At 44.0% G+C, this 18644-nt stretch carries 17 protein-coding genes; 7 read left to right on the forward strand and 10 right to left on the reverse strand.

Annotated features, from left to right (window positions below):
* Window positions 1-321: 321 nt before the first annotated feature.
* Entirely contained in the window at window positions 322-1191 is an 870-nt protein-coding gene (locus ACHUFM_RS13880; protein WP_394182848.1) for an urea carboxylase-associated family protein, read from the reverse strand.
* Window positions 1192-1292: 101 nt separating this feature from the next.
* On the opposite strand from ACHUFM_RS13880, the gene ACHUFM_RS13885 reads away from it, so the two are divergent.
* Window positions 1293-2189 carry a LysR family transcriptional regulator gene (locus ACHUFM_RS13885; protein WP_394182850.1) on the forward strand — a complete coding sequence of 299 codons (897 nt, stop codon included), beginning with the start codon at window positions 1293-1295 and terminating at the stop codon, window positions 2187-2189.
* A 24-nt stretch (window positions 2190-2213) separates the two neighbouring features.
* Here ACHUFM_RS13885 and ACHUFM_RS13890 read toward each other — a convergent pair whose 3' ends face one another.
* The gene (locus ACHUFM_RS13890) at window positions 2214-3650 is read right to left on the reverse strand and encodes an NCS1 family nucleobase:cation symporter-1 (protein ID WP_394182851.1); all 1437 of its coding nucleotides are present in this window, start codon (window positions 3648-3650) and stop codon (window positions 2214-2216) included.
* 265 nt (window positions 3651-3915) lie between these two features.
* Here ACHUFM_RS13890 and ACHUFM_RS13895 point away from each other — a divergent pair, with 265 nt between their 5' ends.
* From ACHUFM_RS13895 to ACHUFM_RS13920, 6 genes are all read left to right on the forward strand, one after another.
* Entirely contained in the window at window positions 3916-4581 is a 666-nt protein-coding gene (locus tag ACHUFM_RS13895) for a GntR family transcriptional regulator (protein WP_394182853.1), read from the forward strand.
* 24 nt (window positions 4582-4605) lie between these two features.
* The gene (locus tag ACHUFM_RS13900) at window positions 4606-5337 is read left to right on the forward strand and encodes an aspartate/glutamate racemase family protein (protein WP_394182855.1); all 732 of its coding nucleotides are present in this window, start codon (window positions 4606-4608) and stop codon (window positions 5335-5337) included.
* Between the two features lie 80 nt (window positions 5338-5417).
* The gene (gene puuE, locus ACHUFM_RS13905) at window positions 5418-6347 is read left to right on the forward strand and encodes an allantoinase PuuE (RefSeq protein ID WP_394182857.1); all 930 of its coding nucleotides are present in this window, start codon (window positions 5418-5420) and stop codon (window positions 6345-6347) included.
* Between the two features lie 192 nt (window positions 6348-6539).
* Window positions 6540-7067, forward strand: coding sequence for a sigma-70 family RNA polymerase sigma factor (locus tag ACHUFM_RS13910; protein WP_394182859.1), 528 nt, complete (start codon window positions 6540-6542; stop codon window positions 7065-7067).
* On the forward strand, window positions 7060-8019 hold the full coding sequence (locus tag ACHUFM_RS13915) for a FecR domain-containing protein (RefSeq protein WP_394182861.1): 960 nt from the start codon (window positions 7060-7062) through the stop codon (window positions 8017-8019). The genes ACHUFM_RS13910 and ACHUFM_RS13915 overlap by 8 nt, the downstream gene beginning before the upstream one ends.
* A 130-nt stretch (window positions 8020-8149) precedes the next feature.
* On the forward strand, window positions 8150-10555 hold the full coding sequence (locus tag ACHUFM_RS13920) for a TonB-dependent receptor (protein WP_394182862.1): 2406 nt from the start codon (window positions 8150-8152) through the stop codon (window positions 10553-10555).
* Between the two features lie 37 nt (window positions 10556-10592).
* Here ACHUFM_RS13920 and ACHUFM_RS13925 read toward each other — a convergent pair whose 3' ends face one another.
* From ACHUFM_RS13925 to ACHUFM_RS13960, 8 genes are all read right to left on the reverse strand, one after another.
* Window positions 10593-11381 carry an IucA/IucC family C-terminal-domain containing protein gene (locus ACHUFM_RS13925; protein ID WP_394182864.1) on the reverse strand — a complete coding sequence of 263 codons (789 nt, stop codon included), beginning with the start codon at window positions 11379-11381 and terminating at the stop codon, window positions 10593-10595.
* Window positions 11374-12249 carry an ABC transporter ATP-binding protein gene (locus ACHUFM_RS13930; protein WP_394182865.1) on the reverse strand — a complete coding sequence of 292 codons (876 nt, stop codon included), beginning with the start codon at window positions 12247-12249 and terminating at the stop codon, window positions 11374-11376. The genes ACHUFM_RS13925 and ACHUFM_RS13930 overlap by 8 nt, the downstream gene beginning before the upstream one ends.
* 30 nt (window positions 12250-12279) lie before the next feature.
* A complete protein-coding gene (locus tag ACHUFM_RS13935; RefSeq protein ID WP_394182867.1) occupies window positions 12280-13311 on the reverse strand; it encodes a FecCD family ABC transporter permease in 1032 nt (343 codons plus the stop codon).
* Complete coding sequence (locus tag ACHUFM_RS13940) at window positions 13304-14314, reverse strand: FecCD family ABC transporter permease (RefSeq protein ID WP_394182868.1); 1011 nt, start codon at window positions 14312-14314, stop codon at window positions 13304-13306. Before ACHUFM_RS13940 ends, ACHUFM_RS13935 begins: the two co-directional genes overlap by 8 nt.
* A 7-nt stretch (window positions 14315-14321) precedes the next feature.
* Window positions 14322-15296, reverse strand: a complete 975-nt coding sequence (locus ACHUFM_RS13945; protein WP_394182870.1) for an ABC transporter substrate-binding protein — start codon at window positions 15294-15296, stop codon at window positions 14322-14324.
* Between the two features lie 209 nt (window positions 15297-15505).
* Window positions 15506-15871: a cupin domain-containing protein gene (locus ACHUFM_RS13950; RefSeq protein ID WP_394182872.1), complete on the reverse strand. Its 366-nt coding sequence runs from the start codon at window positions 15869-15871 to the stop codon at window positions 15506-15508.
* Between the two features lie 320 nt (window positions 15872-16191).
* Window positions 16192-17418, reverse strand: coding sequence for an allantoate amidohydrolase (locus ACHUFM_RS13955; RefSeq protein ID WP_394182874.1), 1227 nt, complete (start codon window positions 17416-17418; stop codon window positions 16192-16194).
* On the reverse strand, window positions 17418-18641 hold the full coding sequence (locus ACHUFM_RS13960) for a pyridoxal-phosphate-dependent aminotransferase family protein (protein WP_394182876.1): 1224 nt from the start codon (window positions 18639-18641) through the stop codon (window positions 17418-17420). The genes ACHUFM_RS13955 and ACHUFM_RS13960 overlap by 1 nt, the downstream gene beginning before the upstream one ends.
* Window positions 18642-18644: the final 3 nt, after the last annotated feature.

The following is an 18644-nucleotide window of genomic DNA, read 5'->3' on the forward strand; positions in this document are numbered from 1 at the left end:
TCACTCAAATTCGAAACACTCACAATTTTACTTAATAAAGCGAATTGACGTGTTTGACTCTCGTAAGACTTCAATTTTTTTTGAAGCCCCAGCGAGCGCCCACACAAATTATCTGATTATCTATTTTAAAGAGCGTGCTGACTTGTTTTGGTGTTGCTTCGATGCTTTGAAGTGCACCCCGTGTCAGTGGATGCGTATAATACGCATCCTATTTTTGAGTGCAAGCCCTTTTTTGAGATTATTGAATTAATTCCCTAAAAAGTTGGACCTGCTTATTTTTTGCAAATTTAGAACAGGAAAATCGTTTAAAAAACAAACACGTCAGCCTTTTATGGCATTTTTTCGTGCTTGCCAATCAATCGTCGGAGTCTGCAAACCATGACCACCTTGATAGCTTGGACTAGATGGAGTTTGCCACCCTTCTAAAGCAGCCTCTTCTAACTGATAAATTTCAACCTCCAATGGATGGCAGGTTGATAGCGGATCCTTAGCATCCGGCCCCCAAAGGTCAACTGACAGATCACCACCGGGGCAACAAGACAATGCACAAAGCAAATCTATCTCAGCAAAGAACTCTAAATAGTCACCCTTTTTCGCAGGACAAGCTTTCATGAAATATTGATCATCTTCATTTAAGCCTGTGCATTGAAAAATATTCAGAACATCGTGCACATCAAATTCCGTTAACCCAAAAGGCAGAACCGCTCTTACTAAGTTCGAATGACAGTGAAAATCAAAATCCTCCCCCGTTAAAAGATGATTTACATAAGGATCACATCTTGTCCCTAATAAATCATGAACACGACCACCTTCCTCATCCTGTCCATAATCGGCCAAAGTGTCATCGATAATGGTCACCATTGGGCGCAAGAAAGGTAAGGTTGACCAGATGCGATCAAACGTACTTACATGAGCACTTTGTAATTGACGAGTACGTGATGCCCACATTTTTTCTCGCGGATCATGTTGATTCCACATATTAAAGTCACCCACTTGTGGCCCTTCTGGCACCAGGACTCGAAACACATGACCTGCAGGCACTTTCCAAGCTTTTCCTGAGCGCAACGGGACAGAAATTTTGTCAATTAAAGTACGTTTTGTCTTGCCTTGCGTTAATGAGGCATAAAAACCTTTGTCTATGGTGAGTTTTGAGTCAGGACCTTTACGATAAGCAGCTTCTACTTTTGCCATGATGACCTCCAAATACAATGAGTAAGTCAAGCTTAGGAAAAGTAAACACATTAAAAAACTGATATTATTTCTAGATACATGACAATTTTTAAAGTGATTATATGAGCCTTCCCTACACGTCACTCCACACCTTTCATTTGGTTATACGTTTCGGCAGTTTGAAACAAACCGCAGACCACTTAAGTTTGACAGAGTCCGCGGTGAGTCATCAGATTAAACGACTAGAATCACAACTCGGTTACGCTTTGTTTTATAAAAATGGTCGTCAGTTAAAAGCAACTCCCAGAGGCCTAGCGCTAGCTGAACAACTCGCCCAACCTTTTGATCATATTGATCACACTCTATTAAATGAGACTCCAAACCATCCACAAAGTCTGACCTTATATTGTTTGCCATCTTTGTTGGAACCTTGGTTATTGCCACTCATACTAACTTTCAAAGAAACGCATCCTGAGTTGGATCTAATTATTCGCTATCACTCTTCAGCACCTGAATACCTAGATGAAAATAGCCTCCGTATTAGCAGCTTCCTACCAAACCATGCGAGCCAATATAAAGTTGTTCCTCTTTTTACTGGAAAAACCATTCCCGTCTGTAGCCCTCTTTACTTGAGTCAAGCTAACCCAATAGACAATCCAGCATCTTTACTGGAAGCAAATTTATTACACGATCACTCAGAACACAGCTGGCAAACTTGGTTTTCTCAGTTCGACCTCACACTTTCTGCTGGGCAAAAGCTAATCTATGAAGACTTCCACCTATTAAAGATGGCCACACTGGCCGGCCAAGGCGTTGCTCTTTGCCCAAGAGCTTTGATTCAAAAGGAATTAGTGGCCAGTAGTTTAATAGCTCTATTTCCACAAGAAGGAGATAACACGCGTTATTACGGGCTGGAGTACAACCCTTATGCTCAATCAAACCTCCAGCAACTCATTCAGTACCTAGAGCTAAGCTCCCTAAACCAGCAGCCTATGAAAAAAAGTACGCCCAGATCATAATCTGGGCTATGTTTTTCGACTATTCTAAGGCTTCGCGAGCGTCATGTTCTGCATCGCCACACGTTCAGATTCCATCATGTAGCGATAACTTAACCCAGCAATAATGCCACCAATGAAAAGAGCGTAATTGGCAAGAACTGGGAAAACAAACGTGGCTAAGATCGATGCAGAGCCAGCAATAATTAGTGCATAAACGCTCTTTTTATTCACACCATTATCGTACCAATACAGGCCCTTAACAGATTCAGTGTATAAAGACGCTACATCAATATGACCTTTTTTAATAAAGTAATAGTCCACGATAATAATGCCGTATAAAGGACCAATCATCGCGCCAAGCACATCGACGGTATAGTGAATAACCTCTGGATTATTAAACAAATTCCAAGGCGTTAAGAGAACCGAGCCAAATGCAGCAATAAAACCACCCGCTTTAAAGCTTATTTTCTGCGGCGACACATTAGAAAAATCAAATGCAGGGGCAACAAAGTTCGCAACAATATTGATACCCACTGTCGCAAAGATAAAAGTCAGCGCGCCAAGTACCGTAATAAAGCCAGAATCTAAACGTTTCACAGTTTCCACTGGGTCAGTAATCATCTGACCAAAAACCGGAATAGAGGCTGAGACAATGACCACACTAAACAAAGAGAACAACACAAAATTCACCGGTAACCCCAATAAATTACCAAGCTTTAATTTCTGATAACTGCCGCAATAACGAGAAAAATCACTAAAGTTCAATGTCGGCCCAGCAAAATATCCAGCGACCAAAGCAATAGCGATAAACATCTGCACATAAACATCCATGCCAGTAAGGCTGGTTGAACTCAGATTAAAACTGATGTTCTCCCACCCCGCTCGATCAACCATATAAAGACACAAAGCAAACATGGCGACATAAATCGCAGGGCCCGACCAATCGATTACTTTACGAATCATGTCCATACCAAACATAAACACAATTCCCTGTACCACCCACATTGCTGAAAAACCAATCCAGCCTAAGTAAGACAAACCAATAAATGATTTATCCGCTAACGACGCCATCTCAGGAAAAAAATAAAGCAATAAGATAATGAAAGAACTGGACGCAAGAAAAGTTTGAATGCCGTACCAAACAACTGCAATTAAGCCTCGAATAATGGCAGGAATATTGGCGCCAAAGACACCAAACGACATACGCGCCACCACCGGGAACGGTACGCCAGCTTTTTGGCCTGGTTTACCCATCAAATTCGCAAACAACAGGACAATAGAAATCCCTAACAGCAAACTAATAAAGACCTGAATGCCATTTAACCCTAGAGCAAACAAGCTAGCAGCGAACACATATCCACCGACACTATGAACATCAGACATCCAAAACGCGAAGATGCTGTACCACCCCCACTTTTGCGCTTTCTCCGGAAGGAGATCGTTATTTGCCAATTTAAGACTTTGCTCAAACTCTTGTTTCATGACCGAATCCCTTTTTTGATTGTATACAATATTGAATACAATTTACGTGCCAAAAATAAAACCTAATAAACCAAGGTATAAATTAGGAAAGAAGCCGTAATAGAGATATAACCCGCACCAAAAACAAACATAAACACGAACTTATTGCCAAACCAGTGCATGAAAGATTTCTTTTTTGATTAAGATGTACGAAATAGACTGACATGCTATATTGCTTAACCAAGTACAAATAAAAAATATTGTATACAGTTTATAGGAACACCTTATGTCGAATGACGAACACATATACCAACAAATACTCAAGGCCATCGTCGAACATCAACTCCCCCCTGGTGCACGCTTACCAGAAGATCGTTTATCTGAGGCATTTGGCGTCAGCAGAACTGGCATTCGCAAAGTGTTACAAAGACTTGCCTTAGAGCACTTTGTCATTATCGAAAAAAACAAAGGGGCTCACGTTAATCGCCCCAGTGAAGCAGAAGCGTCGGAAGTATTAGACAGTCGAATGTTAATCGAACCACAACTTATACCAGCATTACTTAACCATTGGGATTTAACGCAATCGAAACGCTTTCGAAGCATGGCAAAAGAGGAGAAGCAAGCCGAAGCCGCCAATCAGTTAGCAAAATCCATTCAACTCACCGCGCGTTTTCATTATGAGTTAGCGAACGTATCTGGAAACCAAGTATTAGCCCGCTTTATAGAGCAGCTTTGCTATCGCTCTTCATTAATACTCGCCGCTTATGGCACACGCGGTAGTGTAGGTTGCGAGTGCGGCGACCATACGCAATTACTTGACCTGCTTGACGAAAAAAAATCTGATCAAGCTCAGAATTGGATGCGCCATCATTTACAGCACATTAAATCTTCCTTGATTCTGGATAGCACAACAGATGACAACATCGACTTTCAACAGCTGTTTACACATTAAAAACGCTGACTCATTAAGGCTTCTATGAAAATTCAGTTAATCAACCCAAACACCAGCGCCGACATGACCAACACAATGGTCATAAGCGCTCGCGCTACTGCCTTACCCAGCACTAAAATCATTCCAAGTACTCCCGAACACGGTCCAAAAAGCATTGAGTGCGCTTTTGATGAAGCCATTGCCAGTGCCGCATTACTTGATTTAATTGAACAAGGGAAGCAACAGAATGTGGATGCTCACATTATTGCCTGTTTTGGTGACCCTGCATTAGATGCCGCTCGTGAGTTAGCAGATGCACCAGTCATTGGCATAGCAGAAGCAGCCTTTCAAATGGCCAGCCTCATTTCATATCGCTTTGGCGTCGTAACCACTTTATCAAGGACACTACCAGCAAGTGAGCACTTACTTTTAAAGTATGGCCACCAGACTCATTGCTGTAGCGTCAGAGCCACAGACATCCCAGTATTAGCTTTAGAAAACATAGACAACCAAGCCTACCAATTACTAAAAACGGAATGCTTAGCCGCTATCAAACAAGATGGCGCTGAGGCCATTGTGCTAGGGTGTGCAGGCATGTCCAACCTAGTAAACCAACTGTCCAAAGAACTTCCTGTTCCTATTATCGATGGCGTCACCGCGGCAGTGAAGCTGGCAGAGTCATTGCATCAACTCGGCTTACAAACCTCTAAAACAGGCCAGTATGGAAAGCGGATAAGCAAACCCTTTATAGGACGCTATGCTCACTGGGCACCATGATGTTTATCAGAGACAGCCATTCCAGACTAAAAATTAAATCGTACTTACTAACAAACCTAACCACAAACGGAACACCGACCATGAAACATTATTTAGACAGAGATTTTGCCGGTTATGGCCGAAATGGACACCCAAATGTTCAATGGCCAAATCAAGCTCGTATCGCCGTACAATTTGTTTTGAACTTTGAAGAAGGTGGCGAAAACTGCGTAGCACACGGTGATGAACATTCGGAAACCTTCTTATCTGAAATGTTTGGAGCCCAAGCCTATAAAGATCGTCATATGAGCATGGAGTCCCTATACGAATACGGTTCACGCTCAGGCGTTTGGCGCATTCTCAATGAATTTGAACGACGCGGCCTACCTCTTACGATCTTTGCCGTTGCTACCGCCCTGCAACGTAATCCAGATGTCGCCAAAGCCATTGTAGAAGGCCAACACGAAATCGTCTGTCATGGATTAAAATGGATCCACTACCAAGACATGTCTATCGACGAAGAAAGACGCCACATGCAAGAAGCACTGGAATTAATTGAAAACCTTACTGGCGTGAAGCCAATGGGGTGGTATACGGGACGAGACTCTCCGAATACGCGAGCCTTAGTGGCAGAACAAACTCAGCTAAAATACGACTCTGATAATTATGGTGACGATCTACCTTATTGGGTAAAAGTGCCTCACCATGAAGAGGCGAACACCACCAAACCACATCTAATTGTGCCTTACACCTTAGACTGTAACGACATGCGTTTCTCCTCTCCTTATGGCTTCAGTCACGGTGAAGAGTTTTTCCAATACTTGAAAGACAATTTTGATTGCCTATATGAAGAAGGCCAAACGACACCCAAAATGATGTCCATCGGCATGCATTGCCGAACACTCGGTAAACCCAGCCGTTTCATGGCACTGAAAAAATTCTTAGATTATGTTCAGTCTCATGACAAGGTCTGGATAGCAAAACGTGAAGACATTGCTGAGCACTGGATAAATAACCACCCACCAAAGTGATCAGAACCAACCTGACCGAATGAAATAAACCTTCTTCAAAAAATAAAAATGCCTTAGTAACAGTCGTTATAAAGGCGTTTTTTCCTTTACACATAACGAAAAAGCGCTCTCTCCGCACTTTATATTGACAAAAAATCCATAAAGCACTCTAATAATAGTAATTATCATTTACACTCCAAAAGGAGACATTTCATGCCGCACAATCCGATCCTAAACGTGCAACATGATGTAATGCATTCTCTGTATATCAATCACCACAATTGGTTATACACATGGATACGTCGACGTTTGGATAATCAATTTGATGCCGCAGATTTAACTCAAGATACATTTTTACGTATTTACGCGAAACAAAATGCTGACACAATCAATGAACCTAAAGCGTATTTGACAACAATCGCAAAAGGCCTTGTTAGCCATTTTTATAGACGCAAATCATTAGAACAAACCTATCTAGAGTATCTGGCAAAGCAGCCTGAAAATTTGGCCCCCTCAACAGAAAGCCAATTCATTATTTTACAAACTTTAGAAGAAATAGATTCATTGCTTAACACCCTACCAAGCCATGTCAAAGACGTCTTTTTAATGTCACAGCTAGAGGGAAAAAAATATCAACAAATCGCTGATGAAATGACACTCTCCCTTGCTACAGTGAAGCGATATATGAAACAAGCTTATGTTCATTGTTTTACGTTGATGGAGAACGATTTTTTTGAATAAAACATCAAAAAAAAGCCTGCAAGAAGCCGCAGAATGGCTTGTTAAGCAACAAGAAAAACCATTAACTCCTGTCGAGCAAACACAATTAGAGCACTGGCAACAATCTTCCGCTAACAATCGTTTTGCCTGGCAACGCGCTCAGCGTTTTATCAATCAAGTAGACACACTACCAAAAGATATCGCTTATGCTGTGTTAAATCGTCCTGATGATAAAGAACGTCGTTTAAACATCGGGAAACTAGCACTACTATTAGCCACAGGCCCTATTGCTTGGGGGGCCTATAAAACAGTAGAAAGCCAACACTGGCGAGCAGATTACCGAACGGCCAAAGGCCAAATGAAACAGGTTACCTTGCCAGATGGTACTCAGGTAACTCTCAACACAGCCACGGCTTTCGATGCTTTTTTTGATGGCAAAGAACGTTTATTAGCCTTGCGAGAAGGTGAAATTCAACTTCATGTTACCAAAGTGACGTCTCAAGATTTCAGACCATTCATCGTCTCAACCCAAGAAGCATTTTTATCCCCTTTAGAGGCCAATTTTACCGTTCGCCAATACCGTCATACTACTCGGCTCGGAGTGATTGAAGGTCGTGTCGAGGCCATGCCTAAATTTGCTGAACATAAGGAGAAAAATATCATTCTAGCGGGTCACCAAGCTGAACTATCAGACCATTCTCTTTTATCTCACGAGGCCTTGTCTAGCGACACCATTTCTTGGCTAAATAACATGTTAGCTGTGCACAACATGCCGCTCCATCAGTTTATTCAAGAAGTGTCTCGGTATCATCGAGGACTCTTACGAGTCTCGCCGAAGATTGAAAACATAGAAATATCTGGTGCATTTCCTATTACCGATATCAACGTCATACTCAACATGCTATCGAATACATATCCCATTGAAATAAAAAATCATTTAGGAAACTATTGGATCACACTAGAAGCCGTATAACGTGTGAACTACTGTCTCTAAGAACCAAGAAAACAAATTTATTCTTATTTTTCTGACACCTTTTTCCTTTTCAAGTGGCTTATTAGTTAGACAAATAATAAGCATGATAACTTTCAAAAAGGAGGTAGCTGTGTCTGCCTATAAAAATCTACGATCAAAAACACGACGCCACTCAGCCATTCGTAATGTGCTAACCTGTAGTGCCTTGCTATTCACCGCTAGTGTGAGTTCATTGTCATTCGCGGAAGACAGTACAATCCAGAGTAATCAACAGCGGCTTCAAATAGAAGCTGGCGATCTCGGAACAACGCTCACGGCGTTTGCCGCACGCCACAACATCGCTCTATCGTTTAATCCGACACTCACTCAAAACCTTAAAAGTGTTGGTTTATCTGGTCATACCACGCCAATCGACCTAATAGAACAATTGCTGTCCACCACCAATCTCATGATAAAGTCGAATCAAGATGGCACTTACAGTCTGATAGATCGTCGTCAATATCACTCTGATACAAAATCCATTAATCTGAACCCATTAATTATTCAAACCAGTCGGTCTAATACTAAGCAAGATGACAGCCCTCAGGTCATCACGGTTATTACACAACAACAAATAGAGGAACAGCTTGCTATTAGTACCGATAGCTCTCAGGCGCTCACAAACCTTCTCCCAGCTTATTCGCCCAACACCCAAAAGTTGAACAACAGCAGCCAGACATTCCGTGGTCGCTCGGTGTTATACATGGTTGACGGCGTGCCACAGTCCAACCCTATTCGAGAAGGCAGTCGTTCAGCCCATACCATTGACCTATCCATGGTAGAGCGTATCGAAGTCATTCATGGTGCTACGGCCGTCCATGGCTTAGGTGCGACCGGCGGCATCATCAACTTTATTACCAAATCCAATCGTTCAAGTGAGCTCAAGCAACATATTGATGTGCAATTGAGCTCACCAACCGATGATCTAAACAGCGACACTCTTAGCTACAAAATTGGCTATCAGGTCGAAGGTGCAAAAGACGACTTTGATTATTTAGTTGGCTTGACAAATGAACTACAAGGTATGTACCTCGATGCCGATGGTAACTACGTTGGTTCAGCAACAGTCCGTGGCGATATTATGGACTCCAAGAGCTATGATGCTTTCGCTAAGTTGGGCTACTGGCTAGGGGATGAAAAACGCTTAGAATTTGAGTTAAACCACTATCAAATGAAGGGGCGCATGAATTTTGTTGGCGTTAATGGTGATCGTGATAACGGTGTCGCCACCAGCTCAGAGAAGGGATCACCTCGAGGATTTGCGCCTTACAACAAGGTGCAAACCACCAGTCTTTCCTATACCGATAGCGACCTTGATGGTATGTCACTCAAAGCACAAGTTTTCCATCAAGATTTTGAAGGTCGTTATGGTGTCTCTGATTCAGGTAGTTTTCAAGATGCTAGTAATGGGGTTACCTATGACCAAAGCCAAAACCAATCAGAGAAAATTGGTGCTAAATTTAGCCTGACCAAAAATGATCTTCTGGACCAGAATCTCAGTATTACCACAGGACTGGACTTACTACAGGATACTACCAGCCAATCATTAATATTAACCAATCGCTTGTATGTTCCAGAAACGGATTACACCAACTACGCTCCCTTCATTCAGTTTGAATATAAACCGACCGAACGCTTAGTGTTACAAACCGGCGCTCGTTATGAGCATGCAAAATTGGACGTCGACACCTACAAAACAGTGGCTGCGAACAACAATGTGACTGTTAATGGTGGCTCCCCAAGCTTTAGCGATACCGTCTACAATGCAGGGGTGGTATTTAAATTAACCCCAACAGTTAGCCTATTCGCCAACTACTCTCAAGGTTTTGGCATGCCAGATGTTGGACGCATATTGAGAGGGGTTGATACCAGTGGTCAAGACGTTGACACTCTCATCGATCTTTCTCCTATATTGACGGACAACTACGAAGTCGGCTTTCGTGTAAATCGCCATCCTTATGATTTAGAAATAAGTTACTACGAATCCAACTCAGATTTAGGCAGTCGTATCGTTGAGGTAGATGGTCTATACGTTGTAAAACGTGAAAAGAAAGAAATCCAAGGAGCTGAAGCGTCGTTAGGTCTGCAACTTAATAAAGACCACAGGTTGCAGGCCAGCTATTCCTTTATTCAAGGTACGTCCGATACAGATGGTGATGGCAAAGTTGAAACCAAATTAACTGGTGCTAATATTTCTCCTAATCGCTTAATTACTTCATGGCATGCTCACTGGAATGAGAAATTATCCTCTCAATTACAAATCAGCCATGCTTTTAGTCGAAGCTTTGATGATGAAGACCTTGATTTTGATGGTTATACCTTAGTTGATGCATCTGTTGGTTACCAGCTCCCTGTGGGTAGCATGAACATCGCTATCGCGAACCTATTAAACGAAGATTACTTCACCTACTACTCGCAAGCCGCTTATGCGAATGACAGTTACTACTTTAAAGGCCGTGGGCGCACAATTACTCTAGCATACGGTTTGGACTTTTAATTTACGCACTCAAGCTTAAGCCTCCAAGATAGGAGGCTTAACGCTTCTTCAAAAGCAAAGGACAAGCGCCACAATAAACCGCAGGTTCAGTTGCCAAATAGTAGTAACAACAAGTACGTCTTACTCGAATCGGTTTATCGGATACATCCGTTTGTTGCTTTTTTCGATAAAACACCGTCAATGGATTTTCTGGCAGCCCAAACACCTCGGTCGAACTCTGATCTAATAGGTAAGCAAGATCTACCTGAGCTTGAACCATTTGAGCATCTGGTATATTCGGTAAAATACGCTGTTCGTAGATGCTAAACACTCGCACAGCCACATTCTCCCAAAGGATCCGTTTTGGTACCTTGGTTAAAAGGTGAAATTGTTCAACGAGTGTCGTGAGGTGTCCAGCAAACACCTTCCGCAAAATCTCATCTCGCCAAACATCTCGTCCCTCTTTATCCGAGTCTTTCCAAATAGACACCGACGTATCTTTTAATGGCATCTTAGATTGCCATATTCTATTTTCTAACGAATATTCAAAGACACTATTTTCTAGCGAGCCATCAAGGCCTTTATTAAAGCCCGACATTGCATATAAAACAGGCGCAAGAGTGAGAAACGCTATGCGCTTTATTACTAATGACGCCGTCACTTTAAGATTCGGCGCACCGAGTTCCGGCATGATTTTTTGTAATGTGTCTAAACACAAGTCATCATTCAATAACGAACTTGACTCTATGGCAAATGCCTCATCTTGTTGAAAAGACTTGAGCCCAAATGCCGCCAACACCTCCCATTCTTCATGAAGTAGTGCATGCTTAAATGCTTGATCAAACATGCTCAGCGGCCTGAGACTTAACCTTGCGTCCTTTTCCATAAGGAATGCACATTGGCGTACCAAATAGCGGATCAGCGCTAATATGACATTCCATATCAAACACAGATTTCACCATGTCATGATCTAAAATAGCCTCTGGTGCGCCCTGGCAAAACACGGCGCCATCTTTAATCGCAATCATTTTATGAGCGTAACGAGCGGCCAGATTCAGATCATGCAACACCATTAAAATGGTAGTCTGATGGGTCAAGTTAAGCTCAAACAATAAGTCTAGGATCTCTATTTGATGGGTTAAATCCAAATAAGTCGTTGGCTCATCCAATAACAAAATATCGGTATCTTGCGCCAGCGCCATGGCAATCCAAGCTCGTTGTCGCTGCCCTCCTGACAAAGCATCAATGGAACGATCTGCAAACTCGGTCATATTGGTGTCTTGCAAGGCTTTACGAACTAAACGCTCATCGTCTTCAGTCCAACTTTGTAGCCAATTTTGATGAGGATAGCGACCTTGACGAACCAACTGCTCGACCGTCAAACCTTCTGGCGCAACAGGACCTTGAGGGAGAATAGCCAGTTTGCGAGCCACCTCTTTACCAGACAATGAATGAATGTCTGCGCCATTCAGTAGGATTTGCCCAGCCGAAGGTTTCAGCAATCGAGCAAACGACTTAAGCAAGGTAGATTTACCACAGCCATTCCCCCCCACCAGCACTGTAATTTGGTTAGGTTCAATGACCAAATCCATGGATTTAATAATGGTTTTTTTCTCATAACCTAAAGACAGCGCCACACTTTCTAATGGGTTGCTTTCCCCTAAGTGACTATTTCCTAAATTACGGTCTAATAAATGATTTTCAGACAAACTCATCGTTAAAACATCCCAATATGACTAACCGACTTAGAAACGCTGCCGATAGAGTAAATAAATAAAGAATGGTGCACCAATAGCAGACACAAAGACACCCGCAGGAATATCCAAAGGCTGAAATAACAAGCGACCGAAAAGGTCGGCTAGCATCACCAAACAAGCACCAACCAATGCTGAGGTTGGTAATAAAAGCGCAAAACTGCGCGCTACAAGACGTCGGGCAATGTGTGGTGCAATCAAGCCAACAAAGCCCACCGCACCAGCATAAGCAATCGCCGGTGCCGCCATAATCACACTCAAAAATAACAAGGCCAAACGCAACCGCTGAACCGATATCCCCAGCCCTGTCGCCAGTTGATCGCCTAATTCTTGGGTATTGACACGACGCGCCAAATAAAACGCCAAAGGCCACGAAATCAACAGCCATGGCAGTAACGCTTTCACCTCAACCCAACTTGCACCATAGACACTACCTGTTAGCCAAATATACGCCGTAATACTGGTAGAGAGCGGGCTTGCGGCAATAACAAAGGTCGTCACTGCGCCCATCGCCGAAGAAATACCGATACCAACCAACACTAAACGCATCGGCGTCACGCCACTATTCCAAGCGAGGGCATAAATTAACAAAGCCGCCAGCAAAGCGCCCGCGATGGCAAAAAGAGGCAACCAAGCCATACCCATTGCTGTCGCGAAAAAAGAGAGGAAGCACACCGCCGCCGCCGAAGCTCCGCCGGTAATACCAATAATGTCAGGTGACGCCAACGGGTTACGTATCATGGATTGCAGTACCAACCCAGACGATGCCAATGCAGCGCCCACCATAGCGGCCATCAAAATTCGCGGTAAACGCAATGTCTCGACGACAAACTGCGAAGCCTGATCGCCATTGCCCAGCAATGCCTGAAAAACGTCAGGCAAGGCAATGAGCTCTTCACCTAAACACAGAGAAAGCAAAATAATCGCCAGAAAAAAAGCGAGCAGAACAAGTATCGAGCACAAAGAACCAACAGGCGTTGAAAATGAAAACAACCGATGGCGAACGCTGAAAAACTTATTCACGTTTGCCTCCTTTACGAGCCAAATAAATAAAGAAGGGTGCGCCCAAAATCGCGGTTGTCACACCAATGGGCACCTCTTCGGGCATAATCACAAAACGACTGATCACATCCGCACACAACAATAAAATTGCCCCCCACAGAGCGCTCAACGGTATTAGCCACTTATGATCATAACCCACCAAGGAACGCACCATATGCGGCACCATCAAACCGATAAAACCAATGCTGCCACCCAGCGCGACCGAGCCACCCGCCAAACCAATAATCAGCAAACTCAGCACCACCTTAATCAGCACAGTGTTCTGCCCTAATCCTTTCGCGATATCGTTGCCGGACAACAAAATATTGATCTGTGGTGCTGCCAGCATCGCCAACACGATGCCAACAACAAAAGCGGACACTAATGGCATCACCATAGATAAATCACGACCGGATACGGAACCCGCCACCCAAAACAAAACACTGTCTAAACCTTCTTGCCCAATGACTAAAATGCCTTGAGTAAACGCCATAAACAACGCCGAGATCGCCGCCCCAGACAACACAATACGCACTGGAGATAAACCATCTTTTCCTAAACTACCAAGGCCATACACCAAGGCTCCAGCAACAGCAGCGCCAACAAACGCCAACCAAAGAAAAGTATTCAAGGAAGTAACGGAAAAGAAAGTAGAGAACAACACGATGGAGAACACAGCGCCTGCGTTGACACCAAAAATAGACGGTGAAGCCAGCGGATTGCGCGTTAAGGCTTGCATCAGCACACCAGAAACAGCTAACGCCGAGCCAACCAAACAGGCGACAAGCGCTCGAGATAAACGAGTGGTACGAATAATAACGTGGTCAATGGATTGAGGGTCAAACGCCCAAAATGCCGTCCAGACAGATTTGCTTGAAATGACATATTGCCCATAAGCAATGCTCCCCAACAAAGAAAGCATCAGACATAAAATAGACAGAGCAAGAAGGCTCCATTTAAAAGTGCGACGGCTATGTAAACGCATAAAATCTCTAGTGATCGACCTGAGGTAATTGATAGATCTGATACAGCTGGTCTAGTATTTTCTCAGCGCCCAGAATCCCGCCAGACAACAACCAAGCCACATTATCGACTTCATATACTTGCTTATTTTTAGGCGCCGTTAGCATTTTCCATAACGGATGAGCCCGCCATGCATCGTAATTTTGCCTAACGGCCGCATCGCTGGAATGTAAAATAATAAAAAAGACATCGGCATTCACACTCGGCAAGGCTTCTTTGGTTTTCAGCTTCACCCCCCAACCATTTTCATTAGGCAAAGGGAATTTAAAACCTATCTCCTTCAACACCACACCTGGATAACTTTGATTCAAATACAGGCGTAAATGATCAGCGCGAATATTAAGAATCGCCGCCGTTAATGGCCAATTTACCTCACGCTTTTTAACTTCATTGTGGAAATGAGTAATTCGCTGCTGAAAACCGTCCCAAATCTGCTTGCCCTTCGTTTCTTTACTCAGTGCCTCCGCAGTTAAATCCAACGTGGTTTTAAAATCGTAAACATTTTCAGCCATCACAGTCGGGGCGATCTGCGACAATTGACGATAAATCTTTTCATGACGAGACTTGGTGCCAATTATTAAATCTGGCTTTAACGCCACGATCGCCTCAAGGTTCGGTTGTGTTTCCAACCCCACATGAGCGACACCTTTCAAAGCATCTCGCAAATATTCATAGGTTGGTTGTTGAGCCCAAGAATCTACAACGCCAACAGGTGTCACCCCCAACGCCACCACAGAGTCGGTTGCCCCTTGGAACAAGGTCACCACACGTAAGACTTTTTTGGGCACCTCAGAGCACCCCATCGCATGGATAACCTCTTTATAAGCATCGTTTTTATGGACAGTATTTTTACTGTCAGACGCCATCGCCTGATTTACAGGCGCTAAAATCAGCAAAAACGCTGTTAGCAACAACGCCCATTTTCTTACTTGGTTAACCTGCATTTCGAAGTACTTCCTTACATTGTTCTTTTGTTAGCCAATAACGACACGGAAAAATACGAACAACAAAAACAGTTATAATAACAATTATCATCCTTATAAACATTAACTGTGACGTAAACAGCTAGATGGCAGGCAATAAAAAAGCCTGAATCACTCAATTCAGGCTTTATATTTATAATAAATTCTCTCTTTAATTTCGTGCTCGTGCGCTAAAACACCACACCATCCGGTAAGGTAACAAAAATCGAGTGCCTAACTTCGTTAAATAACGCTTTGCTACAATGACCTTCGCCTTCCGTGTCCTCTAACAAGACAACGTCACCCGCACCGAACTGGCGAGTTTCACCGGACGATACTTTGAATTCACAACGGCCTTTAATGATAAACAAAAGCTGACGCTGTGGCGCTGGATGCCATTTAAAATCATAGTCACTTGGGGTTTCGCGGAAGATCATCTCACCTGCTGGAAAACGCTCAGACAAAAAACCAATTGGCCCACCATCACGGACATCTATATTTAAATCACCAAAGTGACTCTTGCCCTGATCATCGTTAAAAATGCGCGTAAATTGCATTGAATATTCCTCTATTTACCGTAAATCATCAGCGTCCACGCGATTTAATTGGCTTGCGTATTGTCTCGCTCCTCGACACGTCAGCGCTAACTAAACGCATGGACACTTTTCCCGAGTATTCATATTTGCTTCATTCAAGTGTCATTGAATGCAACACCAAGCGACTCTTCAACCGTCACTATTTTTTACAAGTAAGCGCCTCGTGCCTCGGCTAATCTGACTTACATGCTGAGAAGGCTAGCTTCCCAGCATAACGTGAAAGCGATTCTTCGAGCTTGCTCGGGGAGCGAGGCGTTATGCTGAATGACCCCACAAAAACGTTAGGCCAAACTCTGTAATGTCTGACTCAACACAGCTAAAGTCACCGCCACATCTGGCGTATCAATCGCTTCCGCTGGATGATGGCTAATGCCTTTGTCGCAACGCATGAACAACATGGCCACAGGGCAAATATCGGCAATTGCCATAGCGTCGTGTCCCGCGCCAGAAAATAAGGTATGAACCGGAATATTTTGCGTTTCGATGGAGTTACGTAATACGCTTTGTAACTTAGCGTCACAATGCACAGCATTAGCGGCATGAGTCGCTTTGCGTTCAATCTGTACATGACGACGTAAAGCAATCGCGTCTAATTCCAGCAAAATCTCGTCAAGTGCTACGTCTCGCTTGTCATCGAATTCGCTGCGAATATCAAGGGAAAATTCTGTGTTGCCAGAAATCACATTGACGCCATTGGGGCGATTTTGAATGCGGCCGACTGTAGCAACAATGCCATGATTTTGTGCGATTTTTTCCACGGCTAGAATCATCTCGCTGCTAGCACAAAGAGCATCTTGTCGTAGGTTCATTGGCACAGTGCCAGCGTGTCCAGCCATACCTGTAATGTTAAACTCAAAGCGCTTTGCCCCAGCGATGGCACTCACAACACCGACTGGCAAATCCAAGTCTTCTAAAACTGGCCCTTGCTCAATATGCAACTCAAGGTAACCGAGCAAGTTATCTGTTGAAATAGCGGCATTAGGAATACTCGCAAAGTCCGATCCAAAGTCTTTTAGGGCTTGTGCCAAACTAACACCATCGCTGTCTTTTAAATCGGCCCAGCTTGTTGGCCATTGGCCTGTCAAAGCGCGACTCCCCAGTAATGTAGAGCTAAAACGTGTGCCTTCTTCGTCACCAAACCCCACCACATCGAGGTGAAACGGTAGACGAATACCGGCTTGGTTCATTGCGGCTATCAAGGTGACAGGCGTAATCACACCTAACATACCGTCATATTGGCCGCCGTTTGGCACCGTATCCAAATGGCTGCCCATGATAAAGCGCGGCGCGTCTGGGTCAGCGGCTTGCCAGCGTCCCCAAAGATTCCCCGCTTCATCCTGCCACGTTTGCATACCTGCGTCTTGCATCCAGCCGCCCACCAATCCATTGGCTTGTTTATGTTCTTTGGTGAGGTAGCGACGATCTAGGCAATCATCGCTTTGACTGATTTTGCCAAGTTCGTCACAGCGGTCCATGACCAACTGAGCGAGTTTGCCGTAATCTGTCATTATTTTTCTCCTGCATAAACCGACATGGCCGCATCTACCGCATCACCTGCGGGTAACGCAAAGCCAGCGCGACGAAGTACGGTTTCTAGCGACTGTAAGGTATGCAATACAGCGTCTTGGCGAGCGTTGTACCCCATGGTGCCAATACGCCAAACCTTACCTTTTAATGGGCCAAAGCTGGTGCCGATTTCAATGTTAAAGATGTTCAGCAAATCATGACGTATTTGTTCACCATCGATATGCTCTGGAATGTGTACACCCACGACATTGGTCATCTTATGTTTCAAGTCACCGAACGGCTTCAAGCCCATGGCTAGAACGCCTTTCAGCATGGCATCGCCTGCCAACTGATGGCGCTGAATCACGGCGTCTTGACCTTCATTAAGCAACTGAATCGCACATTCACGAGAACCAAACAACATAGTCGCGGCTTCCGTATGATGGTTCAAACGCTCATCGCCCCAATAATCCATGATCATGGGCAAATCGAAATAATTCGAGCGAATGCGCATGCCAGATGAACCTTGATGATGCGCATCACGAATGCCTGCTTCTACGTGCGCACGTTTACGAACACAAGAGACAAAACGGTCGCTCAATGTAATCGGCGCACTGCCTGATGGGCCGCCAAGACACTTCTGTAATCCAACCGACACAGCGTCGATTTTCCAGGCATCAACTTCCAACGGGTTCCCGCCGATAGACGCCGTCGCATCGGTGTAAAACAACACATCATGCGCACGACAAATATCGCCTAGCTCTTCTAATGGTTGGAACATAGTGGTTGACGTATCGCCCTGTACAATCGCCAATAATTTTGGCTGTACTTTTTTGATCGCGTCTTCAATTTGCTGCGGATCAAAGACTTCACCCCAAGGCACTTCGATAGTATGAACTTCAGCATCGGCGCGTTCTGCAATCTCAGCCAACAAATGACCAAAGCGACCAAAGATAGGAATCAGCACCTTGTCGCCTGGTTCAAGACAGGACACCAAAGCCGCTTCAATACCGGCGCGAGAAGTACCATCAATCAAAAAGGTTTGTTGGTTCTTAGTGTTAAAAACACGACGATACAATTCCATGACTTCGTTCATGTAACTGGTCATGGTTGGATCGTATTGCCCCACTAGTTGAGTAGACATGGCTGACAAGACTTGCGGATAACAATTAATTGGACCAGGGCCCATCAACAATCGAGGTGGAAGCGTTAAAGGCTGCATCATAAA

The organism is Marinomonas posidonica (assembly GCF_043643765.1).
In the GTDB taxonomy this organism is placed as follows: domain Bacteria; phylum Pseudomonadota; class Gammaproteobacteria; order Pseudomonadales; family Marinomonadaceae; genus Marinomonas; species Marinomonas posidonica_A.